The organism is Campylobacter sp. RM16188 (assembly GCF_012978795.1).
Lineage (GTDB): Bacteria > Campylobacterota > Campylobacteria > Campylobacterales > Campylobacteraceae > Campylobacter_A > Campylobacter_A canis.
In genome coordinates, this window is record NZ_LIWQ01000017.1 from 16,891 (window position 1) to 29,724 (window position 12,834).

At 40.0% G+C, this 12,834-nt stretch carries 10 protein-coding genes; 6 read left to right on the top strand and 4 right to left on the bottom strand.

Going from position 1 to position 12,834, the window contains the following annotated elements:
- Positions 1–130 precede the first annotated feature (130 nt).
- The 4 genes from CDOM16188_RS09650 to CDOM16188_RS09665 are packed head-to-tail and all read left to right on the top strand — an operon-like array spanning position 131 to position 3,147.
- Positions 131–346, top strand: a complete 216-nt coding sequence (locus tag CDOM16188_RS09650) for a DUF4492 domain-containing protein (RefSeq protein ID WP_172201779.1) — start codon at positions 131–133, stop codon at positions 344–346.
- Between the two features lies 1 nt (position 347).
- A complete protein-coding gene (locus CDOM16188_RS09655; protein WP_172201780.1) occupies positions 348–1,877 on the top strand; it encodes a cytochrome ubiquinol oxidase subunit I in 1,530 nt (509 codons plus the stop codon).
- Complete coding sequence (locus CDOM16188_RS09660) at positions 1,870–2,994, top strand: cytochrome d ubiquinol oxidase subunit II (RefSeq protein ID WP_172201824.1); 1,125 nt, start codon at positions 1,870–1,872, stop codon at positions 2,992–2,994. Before CDOM16188_RS09655 ends, CDOM16188_RS09660 begins: the two co-directional genes overlap by 8 nt.
- A gap of 9 nt (positions 2,995–3,003) precedes the next feature.
- Positions 3,004–3,147 carry a hypothetical protein gene (locus CDOM16188_RS09665; protein WP_172201781.1) on the top strand — a complete coding sequence of 48 codons (144 nt, stop codon included), beginning with the start codon at positions 3,004–3,006 and terminating at the stop codon, positions 3,145–3,147.
- A 321-nt stretch (positions 3,148–3,468) separates the two neighbouring features.
- On the opposite strand, the gene CDOM16188_RS09670 is transcribed toward CDOM16188_RS09665, so the two are convergent.
- The 4 genes from CDOM16188_RS09670 to CDOM16188_RS09685 form a co-directional block, all read right to left on the bottom strand.
- On the bottom strand, positions 3,469–4,299 hold the full coding sequence (locus tag CDOM16188_RS09670) for a tetratricopeptide repeat protein (protein WP_172201782.1): 831 nt from the start codon (positions 4,297–4,299) through the stop codon (positions 3,469–3,471).
- A gap of 17 nt (positions 4,300–4,316) precedes the next feature.
- Positions 4,317–5,633 carry a hypothetical protein gene (locus CDOM16188_RS09675; RefSeq protein ID WP_172201783.1) on the bottom strand — a complete coding sequence of 439 codons (1,317 nt, stop codon included), beginning with the start codon at positions 5,631–5,633 and terminating at the stop codon, positions 4,317–4,319.
- Between the two features lie 348 nt (positions 5,634–5,981).
- Entirely contained in the window at positions 5,982–7,655 is a 1,674-nt protein-coding gene (gene ilvD, locus CDOM16188_RS09680; RefSeq protein WP_172201784.1) for a dihydroxy-acid dehydratase, read from the bottom strand.
- Between the two features lie 94 nt (positions 7,656–7,749).
- A complete protein-coding gene (locus tag CDOM16188_RS09685; RefSeq protein WP_172201785.1) occupies positions 7,750–8,778 on the bottom strand; it encodes a type II asparaginase in 1,029 nt (342 codons plus the stop codon).
- 142 nt (positions 8,779–8,920) lie between these two features.
- On the opposite strand from CDOM16188_RS09685, the gene CDOM16188_RS09690 reads away from it, so the two are divergent.
- Both CDOM16188_RS09690 and flgE read left to right on the top strand, forming a co-directional pair.
- On the top strand, positions 8,921–10,264 hold the full coding sequence (locus tag CDOM16188_RS09690) for a Na+/H+ antiporter family protein (protein WP_172201786.1): 1,344 nt from the start codon (positions 8,921–8,923) through the stop codon (positions 10,262–10,264).
- A 164-nt stretch (positions 10,265–10,428) separates the two neighbouring features.
- Positions 10,429–12,807 (top strand): flagellar hook protein FlgE, encoded by a 2,379-nt coding sequence (flgE, locus tag CDOM16188_RS09695; protein ID WP_172201787.1) that lies wholly within the window; start codon positions 10,429–10,431, stop codon positions 12,805–12,807.
- Positions 12,808–12,834: the final 27 nt, after the last annotated feature.

The window sequence follows — 12,834 nt, forward strand, 5'->3', positions numbered from 1 at the left end:
TTAATTATAGCTTTTTAAATTTTATAAATGTATAAGAGCGTGTAAAAACTTAAATTTCGTTGCGGATGTTTTTTGAATTTGTAAATATAAAATAAATCCTTAAGCATTTTTGTTATAAACTCTAAGCATTATGATTAAAAAACAGCTAAAAAATATATACGATTTATACATAGACGGCTTTAAAAATATGAAAGTCGGCAAGAGCTTATGGCTTATTATAGCCATTAAACTCGTGATAATGTTTGGAATCTTAAAAGTATTCGTTTTTGATGAAAATTTAAATACAAAATTTAAGAGTGACGAAGAAAAAACCAACTTTGTTATCTTAAATTTGACAAAGGAATAAAATGCAAGAGCTTGCATCGGTTGATTGGTCCAGAGCGCAGTTTGCACTGACTGCAATCTATCACTTTTTATTTGTTCCGCTAACGCTTGGGCTTAGCTTTATCATCGCTATTATGGAGACGATCTACGTAAAAACGGGAAGCGCGGAGTGGAAAAACATCACCAAATTTTGGCTTAAACTATTTGGTATAAATTTCGCCATCGGAGTAGCAACAGGTATCATCATGGAGTTTGAATTCGGTACGAACTGGGCGAACTACAGCTGGTTTGTCGGTGACATATTCGGCGCTCCGCTTGCTATTGAAGGATTACTTGCGTTTTTCCTTGAAAGTACGTTTTTTGCGGTGATGTTTTTTGGCTGGGATAAGGTTAGTAAGAAATTTCACCTCATCTCAACATGGCTTGTAGCTATCGGCTCAAATTTAAGCGCACTTTGGATTTTAATAGCTAACGGCTGGATGCAGTATCCCGTGGGGATGAAATTTAACCCCGACACCGCCAGAATGGAGATGCAAGACTTCTTTGCCGTTGCGCTAAGCCCTGTGGGTATCATCAAATTTCTTCATACGGTTACGAGCGGTTACGTGATATCGGCACTTTTTGTGATCGGAATTTCAGCCTGGTTTATCATCAAAGGCAGACACCTTGTCATGGCTAAAAAAAGCATCATCGTGGGTGCAAGCTTCGGGCTTGTAACATGCCTATTTCTGATGTTTAGCGGCGATGAAAGCGCTTATCAAGTGACAAAAACTCAGCCGATGAAACTTGCCGCTATGGAAGGACTTTATGAAGGAGATACAAGGCAAGGTATCGTGATGGCGGGAATTTTAACGCCAAACAAGCAACCGGGAGACGGACAAAAGCCTTTCATTGTAGATTTTGAAGTGCCTTATATGCTCTCGCTTCTTGGCAAACGCGATATCAACGCATTTATCGCAGGAATTGACGATCTGGTGTTCGGAAACGAAAAACACGGCATAGAAAGCGTTGAAAGCAAAATGAAAAAGGGCAAAGTCGCCGTAGAAGCGCTAAGAGAGTATAAAGAAGCCAAAAAGGCGGGCGATAAAGAGGCTATGCAAATAGCGCAAAATAAGCTTGAGGCAAATATGAATTTCCTCGGATACGGTTACTTAGAAAAGCCGAGTGATGCGGTTCCGCCCGTGGGCATTACATTTTACAGCTTTCACGTGATGGTAGCGCTTGGAAGCTATTTCTTGATGCTGTTTTTCGTAGTTATGTATCTTTGTATGGCAAACAATATCGAAAATTTCAAAAAGCTACTTTGGCTTTGCGTCTGGACGATCCCGCTTGGATACATCGCAGCCGAAGCTGGCTGGATAGTAGCCGAAGTAGGGCGTCAGCCGTGGGCGATACAAGATCTCATGCCTGTGGGTATAGCGGCTACGAATTTAGGAAGTGTAAATGTCAAAATTTCATTTGCGCTCTTTGCTCTATTATTTACGGCACTTTTGATAGCCGAGATAAAAATCATGCTTAGACAGATAAAGATAGGATTTGAAAACCATGCTTAGTTTATCGCACGAAATTTTACAAATTTACTGGTGGGCTATCGTTAGCCTGCTTGGCGGACTTTTGGTATTTATGATGTTCGTTCAGGGCGGTCAGACGCTGATTTTCGGCTTGCCAAAGAGCGAAATTCAAAAAGATATGATAGTAAATTCGGTCGGTCGAAAATGGGAGCTTACATTTACTACGCTTGTTATGTTCGGCGGGGCTTGCTTCGCGGCGTTTCCGCTATTTTACGCGACAAGTTTCGGTGGGGCTTACTGGGTTTGGCTTGCGATACTCTTTTGCTTCGTCATCCAAGCCGTAAGCTACGAGTACCGCAAGAAGCCGGATAATTTTTTAGGAACAAGAACTTATGAAATTTTCCTTTTCATAAACGGCTCTCTTGGCGTTATACTTATCGGAATGGCGGTTAGCACGTTTTTTGTGGGAAGCGATTTTTTATTAAACGAGCAAAATTTCGTCCAGTGGCAAACGCCTTGGCGAGGTCTTGAAGCCCTTGGCAACATCATGCTCTATCCGCTTGGAATTGCTATGTTTTTCCTTTCCAGAGTAGGCGGCGGGCTATACCTAATAAACAACATCGCAGATGATGAATTAAGAGCAAATTTAAGAAAATCAGTGCTTAAAAATACGGCTCTGTTTTTGCCGTTTTTCCTGATCTTTGCTATCTGGATTTTTACAAAAACGGGCTTTGAATACGATGCGCAGGGTGTGGTAAGCCTAGTCGGATTTAAATACGCAATGAATTTGATAAAACTTCCTTTTGTGACACTTATGATGCTGGTTGGCTTAGTGCTTGTTTTATATGGAATTTATAAAGGCGCATTTACAACAAGTATCTACGGCATAGTACCCTTTGGCGTGGGCGTAGTGCTTGTAGTAACTGGGCTATTTTTGATTACCGGGCTTAACAACACGGCGTTTTATCCGTCGTTTTCAAATTTGCAAAGCTCGCTTACAATACAAAACGCAAGCTCAAGCCACTATACGCTTGGCGTGATGGCTTATGTAAGCTTTTTAGTGCCGTTTGTGCTTGGCTATATCTTTGTGGTTTGGCGCGCTATGGATAGTCGCAAGATCACCCAAAACGAGATCAAAAACGATCATCACGCATATTAAGGAACCTTGATGAGTACTTCGCTTTTCTTTCTTTTTCTTTGGATTTTAGCTCTATTTTTAGGCTACAAATTCGTATTTTTAAACATAAATCAAGTTGAGAAATATCCTGAGAGATATTTTGACAACTTGGATAAAAAAGAAGATAAAATTTAGTTTTTAAACCCTGATAGTATTATATTTTAAGCACCCGAATTTGGGTGCTTTTCTTTTTTAGTTCTTAAACTGATTTAAATTGTAGTTTAGAATTTCTACTCGGTGATTTAGCATATCGAAAGCTTTTGAAATTTCCTCGACGCTCTTTGTATTTTCTAGTGTTTTATCAAACAGTATCGCTATACAGCTAATTCCTCGAAAGCCAAATTCGTCTTAGCTGTATAGCTTCTTTAATTTGATTCATTGGATACTTGCTCGAGTTTTGTTCATCATGTATCAGCAATCATTATATTTTTATCAAATTAAATTACAAAATACATTTTATTTCTTATCCAAACAACCCTCTTGTATGCCCATTTTGCAAGCTTTATCAAAATAATAAGCCGCCTCTTCGCTTATGCTTCCGGTGTATTCTCGCGGCATTAGCGAAATACCTACATACATACAAGATACGGCATTGTTGTTTCCGCAAGCGAATTTCAGATAAGGAAGAGCCTTGGTATACTCTTTATCCTTGAAGTGTATCTCACCGAGGCTCATACAACCTGTATTGTCACCATTCTCACATCCTTGATTGATATACTCCAAAGCCAAATTTTTATCAAATTCAACTCCTTGAGCAAGCAGATAAAGCATTCCTAAATTCGTGCAAGACTCTGCATGATTTAACTTCTTGCAGCCCTTTAAGTAAAATTCGCGTGCTTTTTCATAATCAGCCTTGCCAAGCACTCCGTCATTATGCATAATGCCCGCCAGTGAGCAAAAATATCCGCTATCTTTTTCGCACCAAATTTCAGCTATCTTATAAGCTGCCTCGTAGTCTTTTTTGACGCCTTTACCAAGCATATAAAGCGCAGATAAAACTTCACATTTTTTAGCGTCTCCTGTCTCGCAAGCTTTTTTTATATCCTCAAATTCCTCTTTTGAAACTTCGGTATAAAGGGCAAAATTTTGATTTTCGTCGTAGGTTTTCATCATCTCACACGAAGATTGATGTCCAAGCTCGCAAGATTTCTTATAAAGCTTATAAGCTAACTCATAATTACCGCTTGAAGCCGCCTGTGTAGCTTTGTTTGCACAATCATATTTATCATCGCAGTCATTTGCAAACACCACATAGACAAAAGTCAAAAGTAAGATTAGTTTTTTCATTTATAAAATCCTCAAAATTAATTTTCTATATTCTTTTTATGTATTTTAAATTTTTTAACAAATAATTTTCCTCTTTCTTTTTCATATCCGTTAAACAGTTTTTCATAATTTTTAATAATTATGTGCGTAGTATTTTGCTCGTAGCAAGGAGCGGAATTATTGTTTTCGCAACTATTTTTTATAGCTTTTTTCAAATAACCCTCTTTATTTTTTAAAAGCGAAAAGCTGCTCTTTATATAGGCTTTAAAATGGTATCTGTCGTCCGATTTTACTTCCATAACAAGATTATTAATCTTTGTTTTTTTGTCGCCGTTTAAGCTATCATCTATGCAAGTTAGGTCATATCCTTCAAAACAACTTGGTAAATTTAAAATATCTTTTGGGACAAATTCGCTCTTTATCGTAAAATCATCTTCGTAATTTGCAAGGTTTATCATATTTACAAGGTTTGGACTAATGAAATATGTTGTAAAAAATGCAAATATTAATGTAATAAACAATATCAATTTATACTCAAAAATTTCCCATAAAGATAGCAGCCTAGCAAAAACAAAAAAGAAAAACACATACAAGAATAAAACAATATTTATATCTTGATATTTTTCATATACAAATAATATAAATAATAAATCTGCGATAAAAAATATACCTATAAGCATACTATCATCAAATTTTGATTTAGAATTATTAAAAATACAATATATAAAATATCCAATAATCAAAACAAAATATGCGCCAACAAATACACTGAAATGATTTAAAAGAAATTTGATTATATCAAAGTCATATTCATAAATGAAAGGTAGCGCAAGCAGTACTAAAAAATAAATTTGACTAGTTTTAAAAACCCAAGTCGCATTATTGTTTTTGTAATTTGTTTTAAATAAAAAATAATAAGAAGACATACACAACAAAACAATACAACAAAGCCAAGATAACGCTACGACGCTGGCAAAAATTAGTAATGGCATAAACTCATCTAAATTTATTTGCGGAACTTTTTTGATGCCGACAAAATAAAAAGAACATAATATAGAACCAAGAAATACAATAATCCAAAAAGTCGTATTAAGATTTGTTGTTGCTAATTTTATAGTCCACAAAAAATCATTCAGCATAGAATTTGCAGTATGTTTTCTTAAGTCAAGATTGTATTGCCTTAAAAAATTTGAACCGAGTTCGCTATATGTTTTATGCAATTCACTCTCGTTTTTCAAAAACTGCTTATATAAATTTTTACGCTCTTGCTTATCTTTTGAAGTAATATGTCTGTATATAATTTGCTTTTGAGAGCGCAAAATATCTTTTATTTTTTCCAAATTTATCTTACGCATTTTTAAAGAATTTTGGATATCAAAAACCCAAAGTTCGCCTAAATCAACTAAGAAATTTTGAAGCTCTTTAAGGGTTGCTTTGGAATTTTTGCTTAAGAATTTAGCCTCATCGCTACCTAAATCTTTGTTAATCTCTTTATAAATTTTATCGGCTCTTTTTAATTTTTGATATTTTAGCTTTAAGCTTTGAAGCTTAAGCCTTTCAATATTATTTATATAGCAGCCATCAAGACTATCAAGAATTTGCGAGCACTTCTCAAGAGTGTCGAAATTTATACCGTTAAGCTCTTGTAGCTCAATTTTTGCCTCATCTAAATCCTTAAAATAAAAACCGCCCTCAAACACGCCCTAAGACTCCAAAACCGCGCCGCTACTAGCATTTGTAACAAGCTTACGATATTGTCTTAGCCAGCGAGAATTTAGCTCCTTTTCAAGCGGCGTAAATTTCGCCTTGCGAGCTGAAATTTCAGCCTCGTCTAAGCGCACATTTATACTATAAGTATCCACGTCTATATCGATTATATCGCCATCACGAAGCAGCCCTATCATGCCGCCTTCGGCAGCTTCGGGGCTTACGTGCCCTATACTCAGTCCCCTTGTCGCACCGCTAAAACGTCCGTCCGTTATCAGCGCCACGTCCGCACCAAGACCGCGCCCCATTATTAGGCTAGTAGGGCTTAGCATCTCTTGCATTCCAGGGCCTCCGCGCGGACCTTCGTATCGTATGACGACCACGTCGCCTTTGTTTACTTTGCCGCTTGAAATTCCCTCTATCGCTTCATCTTGGGAGTTAAAGCAGACCGCCTTGCCGCTAAATTTACGCTCTCCCACGATGCCTGCCGTCTTTATCACACATCCTTGCTCGGCTAGATTTCCAAACAAAATCGCAAGTCCGCCAACTTGTGAATAGGCATTTTCGACTTTATGGATCACGCTTTCATCTTTTATCTCGCTAGCGCCCACTCGTTCGCCCAAAGTTTCGCCCGAAACGGTTAAATTTTCTAAATGAAGCATTCCGTTATCTCGGCGTGAGATTTCTTTTATAACCGCATTCATGCCACCCGCTCGCCCGATATCTTCCATATGCACGTTTGGCAAGCTTGGGCTTATCTTAGCGATGTGAGCGATATTTGAGCTTATTTCATTTAGCTCTGAAATTTGCAGATTTACTCCCGCCTCACGCGCGATAGCTAGCATATGAAGCACGGTATTGCTGCTTCCGCCCATCGCCATATCAACTACAAGTGCGTTTCTAACGGCCTTTGCGTTTAGGATATTACGTATCTTAAATCTCTCATCAAGCGCGATCTCGCAAATTCTACGCGCCGCTTTTCTCACAAGCTCTTCTCGCTCAGGAGTAAGCGCTAGTATCGTGCCGTTGCCGCTTAGAGCTATGCCCATCGCCTCGCAAAGCGTATTCATCGAATTTGCAGTAAACATTCCGCTGCAACTTCCACCGCTTGGACAGGCGTTGCACTCGATATCTTTTAGCTCGGCTTCGCTTATCTCTTTGGTTTCAAATTTACCCACCGCTTCAAACGCCGTAGCAAGATCAATCGGCCTACCGTCTTTTGTGTAGCCCTTTTTCATCGGACCGCCGCTTACAAAGACGGTCGGTACATTTACTCTAAGTGCGCCCATAACCATTCCAGGCACGATCTTGTCGCAATTTGGCATACAAACAAGTGCGTCAAGTGCATGCGCATTCATAACTGTTTCAACCGAATTTGCTATGATCTCGCGGCTTGGCAAGCTATAAAGCATACCGTCATGCCCCATCGCGATACCGTCATCTACGCCTATGCAGTTAAATTCAAACGGTACACAGCCGTTTTTACGAATTTCGTCTTTTAAAATTTCAGAGTAGCGATTTAGGAAAAAATGCCCGGGAATTATCTCGATAAAGCTATTTGCAATGCCGATAAACGGCTTATCAAAATCTTCGTCTTTAAGCCCCGTAGCGCGTAAAAGCGAGCGATGAGGCGCTCTTGTGTAGTCTTTTTTTATGATATCGCTTCTCATGTCTTTCCTTTTAGTAAAATTTTAGAGATTTTATCAATTATTTGATTATATAGGTATAAAGTAAGAGTAGCGGCTAAGAAATAGCCGCTTAAATTTAGTATTCGTTAAAGTAGCTTTGTATCTGCTTTACGTCATCGGTTTTGGTAAGTGCAAGCATAAGCAAAATTCTGGCTTTTTGCGGATTTAGGTCGTTTGCCACGATAAATTTGCCGTCATTGTCCATCTTAGGGCTAGGCGAGACAAATCCGCTTCCCGTTCTCGTACTTCGCACCACTCTAACTCCGCTTTCATGAGCCTTTGCAAGAGAGGCTTTGGTATCGTCATATATGCTTCCGGCACCAGTTCCGGCGTGAACTATGCCTTTTGCACCCGCTTTTGTTAAAAGCTCTGCTATATCGCCGCTATCGTTTGTATGAGAGTAGATGATATCAACTCTTGGCAGGCTATCAAGCTTACTTACGTCAAAGACGCTATCTTTGGTATGGATTTTTGGATTTTTATTCATATAAACGACCTTGCCGTAGTATATCCAGCCAAGCTTGCCAGTGTTTGGCGATTTAAACGTCTGAACAGAAGTCGTGTTACTCTTGGTAACCTCTCTTGCGGCGTGAATTTCGTCATTTAGCGATACTAGCACGCCTCTATTCATGCTATTTTTATCGGCTGCGATATTTACCGCGTTAAAAAGATTCATCGGACCGTCCGCACTCATGGAAGTTGCACTTCTCATAGCTCCTACAAGCACGACGGGTTTGTCTGATTTAACGACCAAATTTAAAAAATACGCCGTCTCTTCAAGCGTATCCGTACCGTGAGTTATCACGATGCCGTCCGTATCTGCGGCTAGTAGCTCGTTTACGCGCTTTGCGAGCTTGAGCCAAATTTCATTGTTCATATTATATGAACCGATATTTGAAATTTGCTCGCCCTTTACATTTGGGATCTCGTGAATTTCAGGAACGGCCTGCAAAAGCACCTCAACTCCAAGCTTGCCCGCATCGTATTGAGCGTTTGTCGAACCCGTGCTGCTTCCCGCTATAGTCCCGCCGGTTGCGAGTATGACGACATTTGGCTTAGCAAAAAGCGCTACAACGAAAACTAAAGCTAAAACTAACTTTTTCATAGCTGTCCTCCTGATTTAGATGTGTTTAGATTATACATCTGCAGCTCAAATTTATCGCCAAAATTTGATTAACGCTTTTCAAATTTAAGATAAATGGCTGTATAATTGCAGATAAAACATATAAATTTGACAAAGGACATCCATGATTCTTTCAAATCCGGTTGTTATAAGCATTCTTGTGATGACGGCGCTTTGTTTGCTGCGCTTTAACATCTTGCTTGCCATTTTGATCTCGGCTCTTGTCGCAGGAGTTATGTCAAAGGGCGATTTAAGCGGTTTTGCAGATCTTTTTACTGCGCTTAGCGGCACAACATCTACGCTTATAACGGGCATGAAAGGAAATTTAGAGACTTCACTCAGCTACATCTTGCTAGGTGCGCTTGCAGCGGCTATCGCTAATACGAATTTAACTGCAATTTTGATAAACGCCATAAGCAAAATTTTAAGTAAGAAGCGAACTTATTTCGTGCTTTCTATAGCTTTTATAGCGTGCTTTTCTCAAAATTTAATCCCCGTTCACATTGCTTTCATACCTATACTTATACCGCCGCTTTTGCCGCTTATGAACAAGCTTGAACTAGACAGAAGAGCCCTAGCTTGCGCACTTACATTCGGGCTTAAAGCGCCTTACGTAAGCCTTAGCGTGGGATTTGGTCTGCTTTTTCATAACATCATCAAAAAAGAGCTCGAAAACAACGGCGTAGTCGTAAATTTAAGCGATATAACAAGCGTTATGTGGATAGGCGGCGCATCGATGCTAGTGGGTCTGCTTTTAGCCGTTTTTGTCTTTTATTCTAAAAAGAGAAGTTACAAAAATACTCAATTTGAAGAAAAAGAGATGCACGATGCCCAGATTGCTAAAAATTTAAAGATGACTCGCAAAGAGTGGGCGGTACTTGGCGGTGCGGTAATAGCATTTGCCATACAGCTTTACGCCAAATCCTTGCCTCTTGGCGCGCTTATCGGACTTGTCGTGATGATCATCTTTGGCGGAATCGAATACAAAAAAGTAGATAAGATTATGGACAACGGGCTTGCGATGATGGGATTTATCGCATTTATTATGCTAGTTGCAGCCGGTTTTGGCTCTGTCTTAAGAGAGAGCGGCGGTATCGAGCAACTTGTAAATTTCGCTAGCGATATCGCAGGCGGCAAGATAGGAGGCGCAATCATGATGCTTGCTATCGGACTTTTGGTAACGATGGGCATAGGAACCAGCTTTGGAACCATACCTATCATAGCCTCTATCTATGTGCCGCTTTCTCTTCAGCTTGGATTTAGCCCTGCGGCGATTATCTTGCTTGTAGGCGTTGCAGCCGCTCTTGGAGATGCGGGAAGCCCTGCTAGTGACAGCACTCTTGGACCTACAAGCGGACTTAACGCCGACGGACAGCACAACCATATCTACGATACTTGCGTGCCAACATTTTTATTTTTCAATATCCCTTTAATGATAGGCGCAGTTATCGGCGCGATGGTGCTATAACTCATTCTCTTTTAGCAGGCGGTTACGTATAATTAACCTGCCTGCTAAGATTTTTCATACTTAAAATTTTAGTTTTTACCGCTCTTGTAAATTTAAAAAATCTCTCTTAAATTTTTGGAACATCTTTTGCTTTTATCTTTGCAAATTACTAAAAGGATAAAATTATGATGAGATCTCTTTGGTCTGGAGTTACGGGACTTCAGGCTCACCAAATAGCAATGGACGTCGAAGGCAACAACATCGCAAACGTAAATACAGTCGGATTTAAATATTCACGTGCAAATTTCGATGATCTTATATACCAAACCTCACGCGTAGCGACAGCTCCGCAAAACGGACACGGCGGACTAAATTCCACTCAAGTAGGTCTTGGAGCCCAGATAAATACTACTACAAAAATTTTCAAGCAAGGCTCGCTTCAAACTACCGATAAGCAGACCGATATCGCGCTTCAAGGTGACGGTTTTTTCATCGTTAGCCCGGACGGAGGCAAAACAAGACTTTATACCAGAAACGGCGACTTCTCACGCGACAGTGTCGGAAATTTCGTAGATAACGGCGGACATATCGTTCAAGGCTGGATGAGAGATGAAACAACTGGCGAGATAGATCCGACAAGACCGATAGAAAACATCATAATCCCACCGGGACTTACTACGCCTGCACGTGCAACAACTCAAATCGCACTAAAAGCGAATTTAGATAGCGGCGATAGCGTAGGCACTAAAAAAATTCCTATCTACCAACTTGATCAGTATAGAAATTGGGTAGAAAAAAGCCCGGTTGACGGCATCAAAACAGACAACGAAAAGCACGATGAAAACAACGTCGGAGAAAATGAGTTTTACACTACCAAAAACGGCGAGCAAAGATTAAAAGAGCGAGGTGCTGATCTTGGAGTACTATTTAATAACGACGGAGATGCGTATAACTTAAGAGACGGACAAGGAATTTGGGTGAGCTATGCAGATGCCAAGACAAAAGCTTTAAACGTAGGTGCTGATCCGCTTGGAAATTTCGGTGGTCCTCAAACACTTGATATAAAATTAAACGGCGAAAATATTAAATTAGGAAATATCTTAAACATAAGCCAACTCGCCGCCGCAATCAACGAAAAATACAATAAAACAGGTGTTGAAGCAAGCGTAACAAACGGTAATCAACTTGTCCTAACAAACAGAAATAATAGCGGCACTTCAGCAGATAGTAAAAACATAAAAATGACTGTAAATGGTGGGAATACAATAGGAGATGATTTTGTTACAACGAATATCATTACAGCATATCAATACACATATAGCAAAACTAGAACAAGCGCGGCACACACTTACAATGACGCTACCGAAAGAAAAGTAACAAGCACTGAAGATCTGCGTGAAGCTATGCAAAAAGACGCAAGGCTTTGGATAAATTATACCGGAACAGTCGTAGGAAATGGTGCTGCAGGAGTGCCGAATGAAGCCGCATTTGTGGCCGCAAGAGCTCAAAATAAAAATGACGGTGTAGAAGTAACCGTAAATGAATATGGACAATTTCAGATAAAAAATCCAAAAGGCGATGCGTCGAATTTAGATGACGGCGATCAAACAGACGGTACTACCGATCCTCTAACAGGACTTCCTAAAGTGCCAAATCCTGCAGTTGATAATGCCGACAACGACCACAATATGTATCTAACCATAACCGGTTTAAGCAATGCTAAAAACAACGTAACTGAAAACGTTAAATTTAAAGCCTCTATGGCGGTTTTAGCAGGCTCGCTAAGTACGGGCGAATCAAAGCGCGTAACCGATAGCCTTCATATGGCAAGCCACAGCTCAAGTATAGATGTGTTTGACAGCCTTGGTGCAAAGCACAACGTAAAACTTGACTTTACAAAGCGCGCTTACACCGAAAATAACGGAACCGAATGGACGATGATAATTCAAGTCGCCGAGCCAAACAAGATAAATTTCGATGCTACAACCGATGAGCCGTCCAATGTCATAACAGGATATATAAGATTTAACGCCGACGGTTCGCTTGGCACATATAGCCCTGCAAGTATTACATTCGGTGCGGCAAACGGCTCTTCGGAAGGTCAGCACATAGAGCTAAATTTAGGCAACACTCAAGGCTTTACGGGCATGACAAGTTATGATAACGACTCAAGCACAAGCGACATTAGCCAAGACGGCTTTACCGGAGGCGAACTAAACGGACTTAGGATAGATGAGTCAGGCACTCTAGTAGGCACATTTACAAACGGTCGTAGCCTTGGGCTTGCGCAAGTTGCGGTAGCTAAATTTACAAACAACGAAGGCTTAGTAAGCGAAGGCGGGAATTTATTCTCAATGACGGCAAACTCGGGCGATCCTATAATAGGCGCGGCAAACACCGCAGGGCGAGGCAAAATTTCAGCTTCAAGCCTAGAAATGAGTAACGTCGATCTAAGCCGCTCGCTAACTCAACTAATCGTCGTTCAACGCGGATTTCAAGCAAACTCAAAGACGATTACTACAAGCAACGAGATGTTAAATACACTCTTGCAGCTTAAAAATTAATCCTTTTATTCTACTCTTGGGGGCTAT

Bases quoted from the DNA above. Each gene is read 5' to 3' on its own strand.
- CDOM16188_RS09675 (WP_172201783.1), bottom strand. From the start codon at position 5,633: ATGCGTAAGATAAATTTGGAAAAAATAAAAGATATTTTGCGCTCTCAA.
- CDOM16188_RS09665 (WP_172201781.1), top strand. From the start codon at position 3,004: ATGAGTACTTCGCTTTTCTTTCTTTTTCTTTGGATTTTAGCTCTATTT.
- flgE (WP_172201787.1), top strand. From the start codon at position 10,429: ATGATGAGATCTCTTTGGTCTGGAGTTACGGGACTTCAGGCTCACCAA.
- CDOM16188_RS09670 (WP_172201782.1), bottom strand. From the start codon at position 4,299: ATGAAAAAACTAATCTTACTTTTGACTTTTGTCTATGTGGTGTTTGCA.
- CDOM16188_RS09685 (WP_172201785.1), bottom strand. From the start codon at position 8,778: ATGAAAAAGTTAGTTTTAGCTTTAGTTTTCGTTGTAGCGCTTTTTGCT.
- CDOM16188_RS09690 (WP_172201786.1), top strand. From the start codon at position 8,921: ATGATTCTTTCAAATCCGGTTGTTATAAGCATTCTTGTGATGACGGCG.
- CDOM16188_RS09660 (WP_172201824.1), top strand. From the start codon at position 1,870: ATGCTTAGTTTATCGCACGAAATTTTACAAATTTACTGGTGGGCTATC.
- CDOM16188_RS09650 (WP_172201779.1), top strand. From the start codon at position 131: ATGATTAAAAAACAGCTAAAAAATATATACGATTTATACATAGACGGC.
- CDOM16188_RS09655 (WP_172201780.1), top strand. From the start codon at position 348: ATGCAAGAGCTTGCATCGGTTGATTGGTCCAGAGCGCAGTTTGCACTG.
- ilvD (WP_172201784.1), bottom strand. From the start codon at position 7,655: ATGAGAAGCGATATCATAAAAAAAGACTACACAAGAGCGCCTCATCGC.